This window comes from Leifsonia sp. 2MCAF36, from assembly GCF_052115525.1.
Classification (GTDB): domain Bacteria; phylum Actinomycetota; class Actinomycetes; order Actinomycetales; family Microbacteriaceae; genus Leifsonia.
Genome location: NZ_JBFRGV010000018.1, coordinates 1 through 17,147, shown reverse-complemented (window position 1 = coordinate 17,147; position 17,147 = coordinate 1). Strand labels below are relative to the sequence as shown.

Sequence of the window (17,147 nt, the reverse complement as noted above, 5' to 3'; positions counted from 1 at the left end):
CCGCCCCAACACCACAGCGATCTGCGGAATCCGCAAACCCTGCCCCCACAACGCCTCAATCTTGCCGCGCTCCACCACCGACAACCGTGTCCCGACCATGAGCAGAATCCTCCCGGATCAGCCCGTTGCATCCACCACTAGACCCAGCCGCGCGAGTTGCGACGACATGTCGCAACTCGCCCAGCGTGCGCCAGGCTCCGCGCCCGGCGGCTGGGCCTCCGCAGCCCGAGTCCTGACTCGTTGCGCCCATTTCGCCCGAGTTGCGACGACATGCCGCCGTGCGACTGCCGAGTCGTGACTCGTTGCGCCTGTTTCGCGTGACTTGCCACAAGATGTCGCTACTCGGCGACGCGTGCGCCGGCTACCGCGAGTCCGTCGCCCTGGCCTCGCTGCGCCCCCGCAGCCGAGTCGTGAGTTGGTGTGCCTATTCGGCGCGAGTTGCGACGAGATGTCGCTACTGACGGTACGCGAAGGGAGGGGGCCGGGGTCCGCGGGTCAGGCGGTCTCGGGCGCGTTCTCGCGGCGCTCGACCGCGGGGGCCGCGGCCGGGCGGACGGCCGGGGCCGCGAGGAACGTGGCCACCAGGAGCGCGAGCACGAGGAACAGCGCGTTCAGCAGCCCGAAGTGCTGCCCCAGGAAGCCGATGAGCGGCGGACCGGCGAGGAACGCGCAGTAGCCGATGATCGCGACCGCGGAGACGCGGGCGGCGGGGTTGGCAGCGCCGTCCGCCGCCGCCGACATGCCCAGCGGGAAGCCCAGCGAGACGCCGAAGCCCCACAGCACGGTGCCGACGACCACGAGCCACATCGGGCCGCCGACGATGAAGAGCACCAGCCCGAGGGCGCCCATTCCGGCGGTGATGCGGATGGCGGCGACGCGGCCGATCCGGTCGACGATCGGGCCGCCGGCGATCCGGCCGACGGTCATCGCCGCGACGAAGAAGCCGAAGACCACCGCGCCGATCGAGTTCGACTGCCCGTGCCCGTCCACCACGGCGAGCGAGATCCAGTCGTTCGCGGATCCCTCGCCGAACGCCATCCCGAGCATGACCACGCCGATCAGGATGAGGCGCCAGTCGGCCCACACCGCCAGCGATGTGCGCATGCGCTCGCCGAAGGGGATGCGCTCGGTCGCGGCCGCCTCGTCACCCAGCTCCGCCTCGCGCGGGATGTAGCGGACGGCGATGACGACGACCACGACGATCGCCACGGCGATGAAGAGGAGGTGCCAGACCACCGGGACCGCGAGCCAGGCTGCGAGAGCGCCGATCCCGGCTCCGAGCACGGTTCCGAGGCTGAAGCACGCGTGCATGAGGGGCAACAGCGTCTTGCCGATCTCGCGTTCGACAGCCGTCGCTTCGACATTCATCATCACGTCGACCATGCCGTTGCCGAAGCCGAGCAGGATGAGACCGACGGCGACCAGGGGAACGCTGTGGAACGCCGTCGCGCCGAACCCGAGCAGGAGGGTGCCGATCGCGGCGATGGTGAGCGCGCCGACCATCCCGCGGTGCGGGCCGAAGCGGACGAGGACGGGGGATGAGACCGTGAGGCCGAGGATGGCTCCCACCGACATCCCCAGGATGAGCAGCCCGATCGCTGACGGGTCCTTCCCGAGGCCCAGGTCGTCGCGGACTCCGGGGATGCGGGCGACCCAGGTGGCGATCGTCAGCCCGCTGAGGATGAAGACGACGAACACGGCGTTCCGCCAGGCTTTCAGCTCTCGGCGGTCGCGCGTCGGGGCGGAGGTCGGCTGGGACATCGGGGCGGTTCCTGTGGGTTGTCGGCTCGAATCGTTTCGATCGAAACGATTCGACTAAGCTATCACACGTGAACGAACCCAGCACGGCGCAGGTCGCCATCGCGCGGCCCACGCTGGCCGCCGTCGCCCGCCTCGCCGGCGTGTCCAACTCGACCGCCTCTCTCGCCTTCTCCGGCACCGGCCCGGTCTCCGAGTCCACCCGCGAGCGCGTGCTCGCCGCGGCCAAGGAGCTCAACTATGCCGGGCCGGATCCGCGTGCACGCTCGCTCCGCCGCGGCCGCTCGGGCATCGTCGGCGTCGTGATGGAGGAGCGCGTCCGTGACGCGTTCCGCGACCCGATCAAAATCGCCCTGCTCGACGGCATCACCGAGGAGATCGGCGCGATCGACGCGGGCCTCCTCATCCTCACCGACGCGGGGGAGACGGCCCAGCGCATCGAAGACGCCCCGATGGATGCGGTGGTCCTCATCGGCTGCAGCCCGCGACTCGACGAGTCGGTCGCCACGCTCCGCCAGCGCGGCATCCCGCTGGTCGCGATCGAGGGCGACCCGGCCGACGGGGTTCCGACGATCGGCCAGGACAACCGCGAGGCCACCCGTATGGCCGCCCAGCACCTGTACGACCTCGGGCATCGCGACGTCGCCGTCGTGACGCTGTCACTCACGCGCGACCGCGCGCGCGGCGCCCTGACTCCCGACCGCATCCGGGCCGGCAGCTCGACGACCGCAATGGACCGTCTCGCCGGCGCGCACGACGTGTTCCCTGCGGCGGGCGGCCGGGTCACCCGCGGCTCGTTCGTCGAGGAGGGCAGGATTGCGGGACGGGAGCTGCTCACCGACGCGAGTCGCCGTCCGACCGCCATCATCGCCCAGAGCGACCTGCTGGCCGCCGGCGTCATCCGCGCGGCCGAAGAGCTCGGTCTGGAGGTCCCAGGCGACGTCAGCGTCGTCGGGTTCGACGGCGTTCGCGTCGACGGACTGTGGCCGTACGACCTGACCACGCTGGTGCAGCCCGCCGTCGACAAGGGCCGCGCGGCCGGTCGTGCGGTGGTCGAGATGCTGGAAGGCGGCGAGCCGCACCCCTCCACGTTCACGAGCGTCTTCCACCGCGGCAACACCACTGCGGCGCCGCGGGGGCGCTAGCGGGCCGGTCGTAGGGTGGCGGTATGGATCTCGAAGCGCTCTACCGCGACCTGCACGCCCACCCCGAGCTCGCCTTCACCGAGCACCGCACCGCCGGAATCGTCGCCGACCGGCTGAGGGAGCTGGGCCTCGAGGTGCACACCGGCATCGCGACGACCGGCGTGGTCGGCGTACTGCGCAACGGCGACGGCCCGACCGTGCTGCTGCGGGCCGACATGGACGCGCTCCCGGTCCGCGAACAGACCGGCCTGCCGTGGGCGTCCACCGAGACGGTGACCGACGCGGCAGGCAACTCGATCCCGGTGATGCACGCGTGCGGTCACGACATCCACATCACCTGCCTGCTCGGCGCCGTCGACTCGCTGAACGCCTCGCGCGAGGCGTGGTCCGGAACGCTGGTCGCCCTGTTCCAGCCCGCGGAGGAGCACGGCGGCGGCGCGCAGGTGATGGTCGAAGACGGTCTCTACGAGAGGATCCCGGTGCCGGATGTGGTGCTCGGCCAGCATGTGCTGCCCGCCCCTGCCGGCATGGTCGGCGCGCACCCGGGCGCGGCCATGGCGGCGGTGGACACCATGGAGGTCACCCTCCACGGGCGTGGCGGCCACGGCTCCCGGCCGGAGACGACGATCGATCCGGTCGTCATGGCGGCCGCGACGGTGATGCGACTGCAGACCGTCGTCTCGCGCGAGATCGCGCCGAAGGACACGGCCGTCGTCACCGTCGGCAGCCTTCATGCCGGGACGAAGAACAACATCATCGCGGCCGAGGCCACCCTCGGGATCAGCGTGCGCAGCTTCAACGAGGAGGTGCGCCAGCGCGTTCTCGAGGGTGTCGACCGCGTCATCCGGGCCGAGTCGCAGGCCTCGGGTGCGCCGCGGGAGCCCGAGATGGAGTGGGGGGAGCGCTACCCGGTCACCGTGAACGATCCCGAGTCCACGGAGCGGGTCAACGCGGCATTCGCCGCGGAATTCGGCGAAGACCGCGTGCTGCACCCGGGTGCCCTCTCCGGCAGCGAGGACGTCGGCAACCTGGCCACAGCGGCCGGAGCGCCGCTGGTCTACTGGATGCTCGGGGGCGCCGACCCGGAGACCGTGCGTGCTGCGATGGCGGCCGGAACGGTCGACACGGACATCCCGTCGAACCACTCGCCGTACTTCGCACCGCTGGCGCAGCCGACGATCGACACGGGCGTGCGCGCACTGGTGGTCGCGGCCCGGGAGTGGCTGGCGTGACGGCCCGCTCGCGTCGGTAGCGGAGGCGTTCGGGGCTCTGCGGCCGCGGTTCTCCTTCCATTCCGACTTCACGGCGGCGTGTCGCGACGGATCTCCTCCGTTTCCGCCGCCGCCGCTGGTCGGCAAAGACGAGAGCGCCTCTGACCGGAGTCGCGGCTCGACGCGACCGAAACGGAGGAGATCCGTGCCTCGCGGCCGCGGTTCTCCTTCGATTCCAGCTTCTTGGCGGCGTGTCGCGAGGAATCACCTCCGTTTCCTGCCGCCGGTCCCGAGAGATGACCGTGTCGTCATGGGAGGAGTTCGTGCTGGATATGCGGGGGTGGTGCCGCGAACGGAGGATGCCCGGACGGTGCGCGCCGCCCGCTCCTCCGTTCGGACGGGGATTTGCGCTGCCCGTCGGACCATGGCGCCCGTACATCCACACGATCCGAGGCCCGTCAGACCGCGGCACAGCCCGCGTCCTCGTGCCCGCTGCCCGTCAGACCGCCGCGCCCGCGCGCATCCACACCCGGCCGCGTGCCCGCAGCCCCAGGGTGACGGCGCGCGCGCCCAGGTAGCCGAGCGCGAAGGCGGCGGTCAGGGCGGCCAGGCCTGCAGCGTCGTGGCCGCCCCACGCCGCGGCAGCGGCCGCGAGCGGCACGAAGACCGCAACGTTGAGCAGCCCGGTCAGTGCGAGATACCGGGCGTCCCCCGCGCCGATCAGCACGCCGTCGAGCACGAAAACGTAACCGCCCAGCGGGGCGCCGACACCGACGATGGCCAGCGAGAGCGGCAGCAGGGCGGCGACCGATGCGTCGTTCGTGAACAGCGCCGCGGCGAACGGACTCAGCGCGACGGTGAGCAGGCCCAGCACGATTCCCGCGCGGATCCCCCACTGGATGCACCGGCGGAGAACCGCACGGACGCTTTCGAGGTCGCCCTCGCCGAGACCCTTGCCGATGAGCGCCTGGGCGGCGATCGCCAGCGCGTCGAGCGCGAAGGCGAGCGTCGCGAACACGGTCATGGTCACCTGGAAGGCGGCCAGCTCGTCCGGGCCCTGTTGCGTCGCGGCGAACACCGCAAGCAGCATGGCGGCGCGGAGGCTGGCCGTGCGCACGAGCAGCCAGCCACCGGCTCGTGCCGACCGCCCGATGCCGGCGTGATGCGGCAGCAGCCGCGCACCGACCCGGTGGGCGTGCCGCGCGACGATTCCCGCATAGACCAGCACCATCGCCCATTGCGCGGCCACCGTGCCGAGAGCGGAGCCGGCGATCCCGAGCCCGGCCACATAGATGAAGAGGTAGTTGAGCACGATGTTCGCCGCGAACCCGGCCACAGCCACAGCCAGGGGGGTGCGCGTGTCCTGCAGCCCGCGCAGCAGGCCGGTCGCCGCGTAGACGAGCAGCATCGCGGGGAGGCCGAGCATCGACAGCGTCAGGTACTGCGCCGCCTGAGACGTCACGCCAGGGGATGCACCGAAGAGTTCGACCAGGAACGGCGACGCCGCCCAGCCCGCGGCGGCCAGGACGACGCCGAGCACCAGGGCCAGCCAGCATCCGTCGACGCCGGCGGCGACCGCCCCGCGTTCGTCTCCGGCCCCCAGGCGGCGCGCGACGGCGGGGGTCGTGCTGTAGGCGAGGAACACCATGAGCCCGACCACCGTCTGCAGGATGGCACTGGCGATCCCGAGGCCGGCCAGCGGGTCGACGCCGAGGTGCCCGACCATGGCCGAGTCGGCGAGCAGGAAGATCGGCTCGGCCACGAGCGCGCCAAGCGCCGGCACTGCGAGGCGCAGGATCTCCCGATCGACGGGACGGCGCAGGATGGTGCTCACAACCGACCACGCTAGCCCGGGCCACCGACGCGCGGCGCCTGTTCCCGTCGATGTCGGCGGTCGACCGTACGGTGGACGCATGAGTCACCTGATGCCCGAACCCCTCGTCACCTGGACCTGGCGGCTCGAGCGGGTGCGCAATGGGCGGACGGTCCTGACCCGGTCGCAGGCATCCACCGCCCGCAACGATCTGATGAGCGACCGGGCAGCGCATCCGGAGACCTACGTCGGCTACGAGGACGAACTCGCGACGGCGCTTGACGAACTCGAGGTGCTCTCACGCCAGGCGAACCGGCACGACGACCTTCTTTCGGTCATGGCGGCCGAGCGCCGCCGGGCCGAGAGGGAGGCGACGGCGAGCGGCACGGTTCTCGATCCGCGTGCGGCCTCACGGGGGCGCACGTCGCTCGCTGCGGAGCACGACCGGGTGCCCGGCGGTCTCCCGGAGCCGCTGGACCAGTGGGTGCACCGGCTGATCCGCTACCGCGCCGGTGTGAAGATCATCACCCCGATCGAGGCGGCCCGGGCCGAGATCCGGCTGCGCAACGAGGCCGACCTTCAGCCGGGCGCGTACCGATCCGGGGTGGCGGCCGGCTATTACCACCGGGCGATCCGTGAGCTGGGCGAGATCGCCACAGCCGAGCGACCCGGGCGACGCGATGGCGCCGGGGTGACGCGCGGGCTGAGCGGAAGAGTGGCCTGACCGGCCGCCACCGACCGCGCTGACCACTACGATCATGCCGTACGTGTTGACGGGATGATGGGGGCGCGGTGAATCCGAACGAGGCGGCCGGACTGCTGGGGGTGTCGGTGTCGGCGGCACCCGACGATGTGCAGCGCGCCTTCGCCGCGAAATGGGTCGAGGCCGGGCCGGACGCCCAGCGCCGTGACACGCTCGTGGTGGCTCGGGATGCGCTGCTCGCCGCTTCAGCGTGGCAGGCGCCCGGTGCGCAGCGGCCGCCGTATCCCGCGGCCCGTCCGCAGCAGCCTCCGTACTCCGCGGCCCGTCCGCAGCAGCCGCCATACCCCGTCGCGGGACCGCCGGCGCCCTGGTACCCACCCGCTCCCGGCCGCCGCCCCATGTCGACCGGCGCGATCGTCGGCATCACCGTCGGCAGCGTCGCGCCCGGCCTCGTCGTCCTTCTCGTGGCGCTCTTCGCGATCGGTTCCATCGTGCACAGCTCGAGCCGTCTCGCGCAGGCGGAGTCCACTTCGAGCGCCGCGCCGTCCGGCATCCCCTCCGCCGAGCCTTCCCCGGGTGCGACCGACAGCGCCGACGTGGCGGACTACGACGTGGACGGCGTGAAGGTCCACTACGTCGACGGCTGGACGTTCGAGCTCACTGCGGGACAGACCTGCGCCGGCGCGACGCTCACCGCGGGCTTCTCGGACACTCCGGACGGCGACGTGGTGGACGAGTGGAGCACGACCATCGACCTCCAGGCGTCGGTGCCGTACACGTTGACCATCCCGGATTCGGCGTCGGACCACGAGTATGCGGGCATCGACACCATCCAGTGCGGCCAGGCATAGCGCGTCCAGACAACACAAGTTTCACAAATTACTGAATTAGGCGTAGCATCCCGGTATGAACACGGTGATCGACGTCTTCGGACTCGAAAAGCGATTCGGGCGCGTGCGCGCCCTCGACGGCCTCGACCTGACGGTGGCGGAGGGGACCGTCCACGGCTTCCTCGGTCCCAATGGAGCGGGCAAGTCCACGACCATCCGGGTGCTCCTCGGGCTCGCGCGTTCTGACGGCGGCCGGGCGGCACTGTTCGGACGCGACCCCTGGAAGGATGCCGTCGAGCTTCACGGGCGCATCGCGTATGTGCCCGGCGATGTCAGCCTGTGGCCGAACCTCTCCGGAGGGGAGGCCATCGACCTCCTCGGGCGTCTCCGTGGCGGCACCGCCGACCGGGAGTTGTACGCCGACCGCAAGAAGCGCCTCCTGGAGGTGTTCCAGCTCGACCCGACCAAGAAGGGACGCGCGTACTCGAAGGGCAACCGCCAGAAGGTCGCGCTCGTCGCCGCGTTCGCGACGCCGGCCGACCTGTACATCCTCGACGAGCCGACCAGCGGCCTCGACCCGCTGATGGAGGCCGTCTTCGACTCGGAGATCCGGCGGGTGGCCGCCGAGGGGGCGACCGTGCTGCTCTCCAGCCACATCCTGTCGGAGGTCGAGCAGCTCTGCGATCGCGTCACCATCATCCGTTCCGGCCGGACGGTCGAGACCGGGACACTGGACGAGCTGCGGCACCTGACGCGCACCGAGGTCTCGTTCCGCTCGGAGGGTCTGAACCGGGGTGCCCTCGAGCACCTTCCCGGTGCCCACGATTTCCGCGAGCAGGACGGCCGGGTGCGGTTCACCGCCGACAGCGACGCACTCTCGGCCCTGCTCGCCGGCCTCGCGCGACTGGACGTGCGCGGGTTGACGGTCGCGCCGCCTTCGCTGGAGGAACTGTTCCTCCGTCATTACGGGGACGAGCCCGCCCAGGCCGCAGACCCCGTCGCTGCCCCGGCGGCGTCACGATGAGCACCACGGCCGCACGTATCGAGCCGACACGGACGCGCGCGGCGTCGCGGGGTCCGCGCACCGTCCACACCCTGCGTGCCCTGCTCCGGCAGCGGCTGCGCCGTGACCGCTGGCAGCTGCTGATCTGGCTGCTCTCGATCGGCGCCCTCGCGGCGTTCTCCGCGGAGAGCATCCAGCAGACGTACGGCAGCGCGGCCTCGCGGGTGCAGGTCATGCGGCTGGCGATCTCCGATCCGACCATCCTGGTGCTGCGCGGGCTGCCGCAAGGGTCCACCCTCGCCGCCCTCACCTTCTTCGAGATCTTCACGTTCCTCGCACTGCTCGCGGGGCTCATGAACACGTTCCTCGCGGTCCGTCACTCCCGCGCGGAGGAAGAGTCGGGCCGCGCCGAGCTGATCGCGGCAACGCCCGCGGCCCGGCTGCTCCCCACGATCGCGACGGTCGGGCACGCGGTGGGCGCCAACATCCTGCTCGCCGTGGTCACCGGCCTCGGGTTCATCGCGGTGGGCCTGCCCGTCGCCGGCTCCTTCCTCGCCGGTGCCGTGACGGGCGGCGCAGGACTCGCTTTCTTCGGCGTCGGTCTGCTGGTCTCCCAGGTGATGAGCACATCCCGCGGAGCGAACGGACTCGCGGCAGCGCTGGTCGTGGCCGCCTACCTTCTGCGCGGCATCGGAGATGCCGGCGGTACGCCGTTCGGGGACGGAACCCACCTGAGGGCCGCGTGGCCGAGCTGGCTGAGCCCGATCGGCTGGGGGCAGCAGGCGGCGCCGTATACAGCAGCCGGCGGGTGGCCACTGCTGCTCCAGGTCGGCTTCGCGGCGCTCCTCGTGGCCGGGGTCTTCGCACTGCAGGCCGTCCGTGACTCCGGCGCCGGTCTCATCCCGGAACGAGCGGGCCGCGCGACGGCTTCGCCCACGCTGTCCGGGATGGTCGGCCTGGCCTGGCGCCTGCAGCGGCCCGTCGTGATCGGCTGGGCGATCGGTGGCGTGCTCGGCGGTCTCCTCGCCGGCTCGCTGGGAAGCGCGATCAACAGCTCGCTCGCGCAGGACCCGAACCTTGCGGGCATCCGCGAGGCGCTTCGACGGATCGGTGCTGGCGGATCGGGCCCGCTCACCTCCCTCTTCATCTCGGCGATCTTCTCGATCGTCGGGGTGCTCGCCGCCGCGTGCGCGGTTCAGGCGGTGATCCGGCTGAGGCAGGAGGAGCAGTCGGGGACGGCGGAGACGCTCCTCGCTGCGCCCGTGTCGCGTACCCGCTGGCTGTTCTCGTTCGTCGCCATCGGGGTGAGCGCTGTCGTGCTGGTCCTCCTCGTCGCGGCGATCGCGTCCGGACTGTCCTCGGTGGCGGCGGGCGAGGATCCGTCGACCATCGGCGTCTCGTTCGCCGCCGCCGCGGCCCAGCTGCCGGTCGCTCTCGTCTACCTCGGTGTGCTGACCCTGCTGTTCGTGGTGCTTCCGAGCTGGACCGTCCCGGTCGCCTGGGCCGCGCTCGGCCTCGGCGCCTTCGTCGGCATCTTCGGCGGCCTCGTCCAACTCCCCGACTGGCTGCGTCACGTCTCGCCCTTCGCCGACGCCCCTGTCGTTGTCGGGCAGGTCGACTGGACCGGTGGATACTGGATGCTCGGCATCACGGTCGCCGCCCTCGCCGGCGCGGCGGCACTGATCCGCCGGCGGGACTTCGCAATCGGATAGAGGATGGTGCTCATGGCCACAGACGAGGCGGCGCTCGCCGAGGTGATGGAGCACTCCGCGGCCGTGCTCACCGCCGCGGGCTTCCCGAGGATGCCGGCGCGCGTGATGATGGCGCTCACGGTGACCGAGTCGGCGGGCCTCACCGCAGCCGAACTGGCCGCACGCCTAGAGGTCAGCCCGGCCGCCATCTCGGGTGCCGTGCGCTACCTGCAGACCCTTGGCATCATCCGGCGCCTGGCCCAGACCGGAACCCGGCGCGACCGGTACGAGCTCCCGAGCGACTGGTACGCGCTGATGGTGCGGAACAGCCCGATCTACGGAGTCCTCGCCGACCAGGCGGAGGCGGGCCTGGCGGCCGTCGGCGACCCGTCCTCGCCGGCGACCGAGCGCCTGCGAGACATGGCCGGCTTCTACAAGTTCCTGCAGGGGCGCCTGCCGGAGCTCATTGGCGAGTGGGAGCAGGTCCGCAGCGCACGCGAGGCGTGAGCGCGGGTCAGAACACGTACTCCAGCAGGTCGAGCCCGACGGACCGCATCCCCTCGATCACGGCCAACCGCTCCGGGAGGCTGGTGTCGTCGAAGTAGGTCGACACCGCGTAGGTGACGCCGGCGCGCGGTCCGCGCAGCACGCCGACCTCGCTGCGGACGCCGTCGTCGGTTCCCGTCTTGTTGACGAGGAGCATGCCGTGCTCCGGGTGGCGATGCGAGTGCGGGTCGAGCCCGAAAGCGCTGGAGACGAGCGAGAAGTCGCTGTTCAGGGACAGCCACGAGATCACCCGCTGGCTGGTGGCCGGGTTGACGATCTCGCCGCGCGCGAGCGCCGCGAACAGCCAGGTGAGCTCGTTGGCGCTCCCGACGGAGAGCTGCGGAGCGTCGTCCGGTCCGCGGTGGTCGCGCACCAGGTCGAGCAGGGCCGTGCGCGTCAGCCCGAGGGATTCGGTCCGGGCGCTCACCGCCTCCAGGCCGACCCGGCGCAGGAGGACGTTCGTGGCCAGGTTGTCGCTGCTCGCGCCGACCAGTGCCGCCAGGTCGGCGACCGGAAGCGATGGCACGTGCAGGTGCTGCCAGATGCCCGACTCGCCCGCGACGTCGCGCGGATCGCGGTCCAGGTGGGCCAGCGGGCTCAGCTGCCCCGACTGCAGGCGCGCCGCCACCTCGACCAGCAGCAGCACCTTGCCGATGCTCGCCGTGGGCATGACGACGTGATCGTCGATGGAGAACAGGACGGCGCCCGTCGACAGGTCGGTCGCGCGGGCTGAGACCTGCACGCCCGAGACCGCGAGTCGCCCCAAGGCATCGAAGCCGCGGCTGAAGGTCTCGATCGAACCAGGTGCACGGTGTCGACCGCGGCGGGTGGTCGCCTGCCGGGCCCGGCGCGCGGACTCATGAGCCTGGATCGTCACGGTGTCGCTGGGTCTTTCTTCCGAGTCGGTGCTACCGGAGTGGCGGCGCTCACCCCCGGCACCGCCGTCGACTGTGCGGCGGTGACCGCGGAGACGACAGGGACGATGTTACCCCGTGTGCGGGGGACACGCCCTACGGTGCCGGAGAAAAGCGAAGCCTCACCAGATGGTGACGCGCTCCGCCGGCGCCAGCCACAGTCGGTCGCCCTCGGCGACCGCGAACGTGTCATAGAAAGCGTCGATGTTGCGCACGATCTGGTTGCACCGGAACTCGTTCGGCGAATGCGGGTCGATCGCGAGCAGGCGGATGACCTCCTCGTCGCGTCCCTTCTGCTGCCAGGCCTGCGCCCACGACAGGAAGAACCGTTCGGCACCGCTCAGCCCGTCGACGACGGGCGGCTCCTGGCCGTCCAGCGAGAGCAGGTACGCCTTCCACGCGATGCCCAGACCGCCCAGGTCGCCGATGTTCTCGCCGATCGTGAGCGCGCCGTTCACGTGATGGTCGGGCACCTGGGCCGGGGCCAGTGCGTCGTACTGTGCGATGAGGCTTGCGGTGCGCTTCTCGAACGCGGTCCGGTCGGCCTCCGTCCACCAGTCCTCCAGACGGCCGTCGCCGTCGAACTTCGAACCCTGGTCGTCGAAGCCGTGCCCGATCTCGTGCCCGATGACGGCACCGATCGCGCCGTAGTTCGCCGCAGCATCCCGGTCGGCGTCGAAGAACGGGAACTGCAGGATGGCTGCGGGGAACACGATCTCGTTGAAGCCGGGGTTGTAGTACGCGTTGATGGTCTGCGGGGTCATGAACCACTCGTCACGGTCGATCGGCTTGCCGATCTTCCCCAGCTCGCGGTTGAACTCGAAGAGGGCGGCGGCGCGGACGTTGCCGACGAGATCGGCCGGGTCGATCTGCAGGGCGGAGTAGTCGCGCCACTTCGCCGGGAACCCGATCTTCGGCGTGAATTTCTCCAGCTTGTCGAGTGCGCGTTCGCGTGTCTCCTCGCCCATCCAGTCGAGCGTCCGGATGCTCTGCCGGTACGCCTCGATCAGGTTGGCGACCAGCGCATCCATCTGCTCCTTGGCGGCCGGAGGGAAGTGCTTCTCGACGTAGATGCGGCCGACGGCCTCGCCCATGGCCCCCTCGACGAGCGAGACGCCGCGCTTCCAGCGTGCGCGCATCTGCGGGGTTCCGGTCAGCGTGCGGCCATAGAAGTCGAAGTTCGCCTCCACGAAGTCGCCCGAGAGGTAGGGAGCTGCGCCGTGCACGACCTGCCAGGCCAGCCAGTCGCGCCACGACTCCAGGCGGTCCTCGGTGAGCAGCCCGGCCAGCCCGGTGGTGAACGACGGCTGGCGCAGAACGACCTCGGCCAGGGCGTCCCGCGGTGCGCCGAGCGCCTGCGCCCAGACATCGAGGTCGGCTGCCTGGCCGGACGCCGCACCGCCGTCGAACACGGCCTTCGCGTCGTCCCAGCTGTACAGGTTGTAGGTCTTCTCGGAGTCTCGCGAGGCGACGTTGTCCCAGTGCTGCGCCGCAATGGCGGTCTCCAGGTCGAACACACGCTGTGCGCGTTCCGCAGCGTCGTCCAGGCCGGCGAGCTCCAGCATCCGCTGGATATGCGCGACGAACGCCTCACGAATCGGGGCGAACCGCTCCTCACGGAAGTACGACTCGTCCGGCAGCGAGATACCGGACTGCTCGAGGAAGACGAGGTAGCGCTCCGGGTCGCCCGGGTCGTTGTCGACGAACAGCTGGTAGAAGCCGCCGAGGCCCCGACGCTCCAGCTTCCCGACCGTCTCCAGGAGGCTCGGGATGCTGTCGACCCCCGACGCGAAGGTCAGCTCGTCGCGGATCGCCTCGACACCCAGGGCGTCGACGCGCTCCTCGTCAAGGAAGCTGGTGAAGAGGTCGCCGAACTTCCGCTCCTCCGTGCCCTCGTCGGCGCGCTGAGCGAGCTCGACGATCTCCCGCACCGCCGCCTCGGCCTCCTCGGCCAGGATCATGAACGACCCCCAGCGCGCCTTGTCGGCGGGGATCTCGGTGCGGTCGAGCCATTTGCCGTTGACGTGGCGGAACAGGTCGTCCTGCGGGCGGGTTGCGGGGTCGAGTTCGTCGGTGTGGATGCCAGAGGTGTGGATGCCGGAGTCGTGGATGCCGGAGTCGAGCGTCATGCGCCCAGCCTACGGCTCAGGCCGTGGCGCGGGCCAGCGACGTGAGCCGCACGTACGACAGGGCGAACAGGGCGGCGAGGACCAGCTCTGCGAGGATGGACGCGGTGCCCGACGGGCCCCCGAAGCCGGCGATACTGAACCCGACGTTGACGACGGCGACGAGACCGTAGACGGCCGCAAGGACCCCGCTGAGCAGCGGCCGGTTCGTCATCCGCCACCACGCTCGGGCGGCCCGCACCGGTTCGCCGGGCCCGCGGAAGACGCGGGTGACCAGGTACCAGGCGACCACCTGCAGCAGCGAGAGGACGATCGAGCCGACCTCCGAATGCAGCGCGTCGAAGAGCAGGCTGAGCAGCGCGCTGACGGCGAAGAGCACCGCGATGACGGCGGCTTTCCGGCCGGGGGTGGTGAAACGCATGGTGATCCTTCTGGTGCTGAACTTCAGCCTGTCAGGTGGGACGCGGCGGCACGAAGAGGCTCGCCGTGTGGCCCGGACGGGGAGGAGAGCGGACACAGGCCCAGTTCGTAAGCTGACCGGGTGACCATCGCGCCAGCCCAGCAGCCGCCAGCCGGCCAGCAGCCGCCAGCGGCCTGGACCCCGCCTCGCGGCTGGACCCCGCCTCCTGGCTGGACCCCGCCTCCCGGCTGGTATGGCGACCCGCACGACGCCCGCTTCGTCCGCTGGTGGAGCGGCGTGGAGTGGACCGGATTCACGTACCCCGTGCCGGTGGCCCAGCCCGTGCGCCGGCCGCGCCGGCCGCACAAGTGGATCGGGCGCTTCGGCGGGTGGATCATCGCAGGCAGCAGTCTCTTCATCTGGCTCTGGCTCCTCGGCTTCAGCCTGCTCATGGCCGCGATCGCTCCGCACGAGCACGCCGACGGCCCTGCCATCCTCTCGCCGTACCTGTTGGTGACCGGCGCCGCGACGGTGGCCGCTGCCCTGCTGTACACGATGGCGTACCGGCTGCGACCGGGGGACGGGCTCACCGCCTCGCGGCTGGTGATCATCGCGGGCGTCGGCGGCCTGGCCGCCACCCTGGTCGCCGGACCGGTCAACAGTGTCATCGACGTGCTGGGCGGTGGAACGGGATCCCACCCGAGCGCCCTCGCTCTGACGCTGGCCGGCGTGGTCGAGGAGCTGCTCAAAGTGTCCGCTGTGGTGGTCCTCGCGCTGAAGCTGCCGGTGAAGAACGCGCGGATCGGCCTCTTCGTGGGCGGTGCCGTCGGCCTCGGCTTCAGCGTGATCGAGAACCTCGGCTACCTGCAGGAGGCGTTCGCCCGCGGGCAGGAGACCGGGTCCGGTTTCGGGGTGTTCCTCGCCACCGCCATCGGCCGGGAGCTGACCGGTCCGTTCCTGCATCCCGTGTTCTCGGCGCTGCTGGGGGCGGCGGTGTTCGCCGCGGCACGCGGCGGCCGGTTCCGGCTCTCGGTGCGGGTGGTGCTCGCCTATCTCGCCGTAGCAGCGGCGCACGGGCTGTTCGACGGTGCCGCCTGGCTCGCGCAGAACCTGCCGTGGCCCCGCGCCGCTGCCGGCGGCGTGCTGCTGCTGTTCGAGCTGCTCTTCGTCCTCGGCAGCGGGCTCGCGTGGCTTCTCATCGCGCGACGCATCGGGCGCGCGGATGCTGAGCGTGAGGCGATGAAGGCGTCCGCGGAGGCGTCTTCGGTGGCCTAGCTCAGATCTCGCGCAGGCGCTCCGCCAGGTACCGGTCGAGGCCTTCGAGGGGGATGCGCTCCTGCTGCATCGAGTCACGGTCCCGTACCGTCACGGCGTCGTCCTCGAGCGAGTCGAAGTCGACGGTCACCGCGAGCGGCGTGCCGATCTCATCCTGCCGGCGGTAGCGGCGGCCGATCGCGCCCGAGTCGTCGAAGTCGACGTTGCGGCGCTTGCGGAGACGGTCGGCGAGCCCGCGGGCCAGCGGCGAGAGGGCCTCGTTGCGCGACAGCGGGAGCACGGCGACCTTGACCGGCGCGAGGCGCGGGTCGAGGTGCAGCACGGTGCGCTTGTCCGTGCCGCCCTTGGCGTTCGGCACCTGCTCCTCGTCGTACGCGTCGACCAGGAACGCCATCAGTGCACGGGTGAGACCGAACGACGGCTCGATCACGTACGGCACGTAGCGCTCGTTCTTGTTCTGGTCGAAGTAGCTCAGGTCTTTGCCCGAGTGCTCGATGTGGGTCTTCAGGTCGAAGTCGGTACGGTTGGCGACGCCCATCAGCTCGCCCCACTCGCTGCCGACGAAGTCGAACTTGTACTCGATGTCGATGGTGCGCTTCGAGTAGTGCGCCAGCGCGTCCTTCGGGTGCTCGAACCGGCGGATGTGCTCCGGGTTGATGCCCAGCTCGGTGAACCACTCCCAGGCGAGGTCGATCCAGGTGTCGAACCACTCCTCGTCGGTGCCCGGCTCGACGAAGTATTCGATCTCCATCTGCTCGAACTCGCGGGTGCGGAAGATGAAGTTGCCCGGCGTGATCTCGTTGCGGAACGCTTTGCCGATCTGGCCGATGCCGAACGGCGGCTTCTTGCGCGAGGTCTGCAGCACGGAGGCGAAGTCCGTGAAGATCCCCTGGGCCGTCTCCGGGCGCATGTAGTGCAGGCCGGATTCGTCGTCCACGACACCGAGGAACGTCTTCATCAGACCGGAGAACTGGCGGATCGGCGTCCACTGGCCCACCTTGTCCGGGTGATCCGGGTCGGCGATGTCGTCCAGGCCGTTCGCCGGCGGGTGGCCGTGCTCGGCCTCGTACGCCTCGAACAGGTGGTCGGCGCGGTAGCGCTTGTGCGTGATGAGCGACTCGGTGAGCGGGTCGCTGAACACCTGGACGTGGCCGGATGCCTGCCACACCGGGGTCGGCAGGATGATGGCCGAGTCGAGGCCGACCATGTCGCCGCGGCCGCGCACGAACGCGTTCCACCACTCGCGCTTGATGTTCTCTTTCAGCTCCACACCGAGGGGGCCGTAGTCCCACGCCGACCGCGTTCCGCCGTAGATCTCACCGGACGGGAACACGAACCCGCGATGCTGCGCCAGCGTGATGACGGATTCCAGTCTCGACGGTGCGGCCATGGTGCTCCCTACGGATGCGGGTGTGTGGGACCCATCCATCCTACTGAGGATGCGCCCGCCGCCGAACCTGGGTGCGAGCCTTGCAGAGCAGGGTCTCATGCGGTCTCTGAGATCGCCCACGAGATCCTGCACTTCGCGAACCCCCGGCCCTGCCGTGGCCAGCCCGTTTGCGACATCTTGTCGCAACTCGTCGGGCGGTTTCAGGCGGTGAGTGCAACACCGCGTAGGTACTCGTCGAGTTTCTCCGCTGGGGTGTGGAAGTTCAAGGTCTGCCGGGGTCGGATGTTGAGCAACCGTTGGGTTTCGGCGAGGTCGGTGTCGGTGATCGTGTTGAAGTTGGTG

The 17,147-nt window shown here is 70.6% G+C and carries 14 protein-coding genes and 1 pseudogene; 8 read left to right on the top strand and 7 right to left on the bottom strand.

Translation table 11 applies throughout. The features are described 5' to 3' along the window. Window positions 1-495: 495 nt before the first annotated feature. The gene (locus tag AB4079_RS19350; protein ID WP_441788961.1) at window positions 496-1,761 is read right to left on the bottom strand and encodes an MFS transporter; all 1,266 of its coding nucleotides are present in this window, start codon (window positions 1,759-1,761) and stop codon (window positions 496-498) included. 68 nt (window positions 1,762-1,829) lie between these two features. On the opposite strand from AB4079_RS19350, the gene AB4079_RS19345 reads away from it, so the two are divergent. Both AB4079_RS19345 and AB4079_RS19340 read left to right on the top strand, forming a co-directional pair. After that, entirely contained in the window at window positions 1,830-2,903 is a 1,074-nt protein-coding gene (locus AB4079_RS19345) for a LacI family DNA-binding transcriptional regulator (RefSeq protein WP_441788960.1), read from the top strand. A gap of 23 nt (window positions 2,904-2,926) precedes the next feature. Further along, complete coding sequence (locus AB4079_RS19340; protein WP_441788959.1) at window positions 2,927-4,135, top strand: amidohydrolase; 1,209 nt, start codon at window positions 2,927-2,929, stop codon at window positions 4,133-4,135. A 478-nt stretch (window positions 4,136-4,613) separates the two neighbouring features. On the opposite strand, the gene AB4079_RS19335 is transcribed toward AB4079_RS19340, so the two are convergent. After that, window positions 4,614-5,948, bottom strand: coding sequence for an MATE family efflux transporter (locus AB4079_RS19335; RefSeq protein ID WP_441788958.1), 1,335 nt, complete (start codon window positions 5,946-5,948; stop codon window positions 4,614-4,616). A 79-nt stretch (window positions 5,949-6,027) separates the two neighbouring features. On the opposite strand from AB4079_RS19335, the gene AB4079_RS19330 reads away from it, so the two are divergent. The 5 genes from AB4079_RS19330 to AB4079_RS19310 all read left to right on the top strand — a co-directional run bounded on the left by AB4079_RS19330 (window position 6,028) and on the right by AB4079_RS19310 (window position 10,661). After that, window positions 6,028-6,651 carry a hypothetical protein gene (locus AB4079_RS19330; RefSeq protein WP_441788957.1) on the top strand — a complete coding sequence of 208 codons (624 nt, stop codon included), beginning with the start codon at window positions 6,028-6,030 and terminating at the stop codon, window positions 6,649-6,651. 68 nt (window positions 6,652-6,719) lie between these two features. After that, entirely contained in the window at window positions 6,720-7,481 is a 762-nt protein-coding gene (locus tag AB4079_RS19325) for a hypothetical protein (protein WP_441788956.1), read from the top strand. Between the two features lie 55 nt (window positions 7,482-7,536). Further along, window positions 7,537-8,484 (top strand): ATP-binding cassette domain-containing protein, encoded by a 948-nt coding sequence (locus tag AB4079_RS19320; RefSeq protein WP_441788955.1) that lies wholly within the window; start codon window positions 7,537-7,539, stop codon window positions 8,482-8,484. Beyond that, window positions 8,481-10,175: an ABC transporter permease gene (locus AB4079_RS19315; protein WP_441788954.1), complete on the top strand. Its 1,695-nt coding sequence runs from the start codon at window positions 8,481-8,483 to the stop codon at window positions 10,173-10,175. Before AB4079_RS19320 ends, AB4079_RS19315 begins: the two co-directional genes overlap by 4 nt. Before the next feature lie 12 nt (window positions 10,176-10,187). After that, a complete protein-coding gene (locus tag AB4079_RS19310; protein ID WP_441788953.1) occupies window positions 10,188-10,661 on the top strand; it encodes a GbsR/MarR family transcriptional regulator in 474 nt (157 codons plus the stop codon). Window positions 10,662-10,668: 7 nt separating this feature from the next. Here AB4079_RS19310 and AB4079_RS19305 read toward each other — a convergent pair whose 3' ends face one another. From AB4079_RS19305 to AB4079_RS19295, 3 genes are all read right to left on the bottom strand, one after another. Beyond that, entirely contained in the window at window positions 10,669-11,577 is a 909-nt protein-coding gene (locus AB4079_RS19305) for a serine hydrolase (protein WP_441788952.1), read from the bottom strand. A 159-nt stretch (window positions 11,578-11,736) separates the two neighbouring features. Next, on the bottom strand, window positions 11,737-13,743 hold the full coding sequence (locus AB4079_RS19300; protein WP_441788951.1) for a M13 family metallopeptidase: 2,007 nt from the start codon (window positions 13,741-13,743) through the stop codon (window positions 11,737-11,739). 16 nt (window positions 13,744-13,759) lie between these two features. Continuing rightward, the gene (locus AB4079_RS19295; RefSeq protein ID WP_441788950.1) at window positions 13,760-14,161 is read right to left on the bottom strand and encodes a hypothetical protein; all 402 of its coding nucleotides are present in this window, start codon (window positions 14,159-14,161) and stop codon (window positions 13,760-13,762) included. 120 nt (window positions 14,162-14,281) lie between these two features. Between AB4079_RS19295 and AB4079_RS19290 the strand changes: the two genes are divergently transcribed. Then, entirely contained in the window at window positions 14,282-15,415 is a 1,134-nt protein-coding gene (locus tag AB4079_RS19290; protein WP_441788949.1) for a PrsW family glutamic-type intramembrane protease, read from the top strand. 1 nt (window position 15,416) lies between these two features. On the opposite strand, the gene AB4079_RS19285 is transcribed toward AB4079_RS19290, so the two are convergent. Next, window positions 15,417-16,805 (bottom strand): glycine--tRNA ligase, encoded by a 1,389-nt coding sequence (locus AB4079_RS19285; protein ID WP_441788948.1) that lies wholly within the window; start codon window positions 16,803-16,805, stop codon window positions 15,417-15,419. A 200-nt stretch (window positions 16,806-17,005) separates the two neighbouring features. Next, window positions 17,006-17,147, bottom strand: a pseudogene (locus tag AB4079_RS19280) (IS30 family transposase); the annotation flags it as partial.

Bases quoted from the DNA above. Each gene is read 5' to 3' on its own strand.
- AB4079_RS19315 (WP_441788954.1), top strand. From the start codon at position 8,481: ATGAGCACCACGGCCGCACGTATCGAGCCGACACGGACGCGCGCGGCG.
- AB4079_RS19350 (WP_441788961.1), bottom strand. From the start codon at position 1,761: ATGTCCCAGCCGACCTCCGCCCCGACGCGCGACCGCCGAGAGCTGAAA.
- AB4079_RS19340 (WP_441788959.1), top strand. From the start codon at position 2,927: ATGGATCTCGAAGCGCTCTACCGCGACCTGCACGCCCACCCCGAGCTC.
- AB4079_RS19310 (WP_441788953.1), top strand. From the start codon at position 10,188: ATGGCCACAGACGAGGCGGCGCTCGCCGAGGTGATGGAGCACTCCGCG.
- AB4079_RS19330 (WP_441788957.1), top strand. From the start codon at position 6,028: ATGAGTCACCTGATGCCCGAACCCCTCGTCACCTGGACCTGGCGGCTC.
- AB4079_RS19285 (WP_441788948.1), bottom strand. From the start codon at position 16,805: ATGGCCGCACCGTCGAGACTGGAATCCGTCATCACGCTGGCGCAGCAT.
- AB4079_RS19320 (WP_441788955.1), top strand. From the start codon at position 7,537: ATGAACACGGTGATCGACGTCTTCGGACTCGAAAAGCGATTCGGGCGC.
- AB4079_RS19295 (WP_441788950.1), bottom strand. From the start codon at position 14,161: ATGCGTTTCACCACCCCCGGCCGGAAAGCCGCCGTCATCGCGGTGCTC.
- AB4079_RS19300 (WP_441788951.1), bottom strand. From the start codon at position 13,743: ATGACGCTCGACTCCGGCATCCACGACTCCGGCATCCACACCTCTGGC.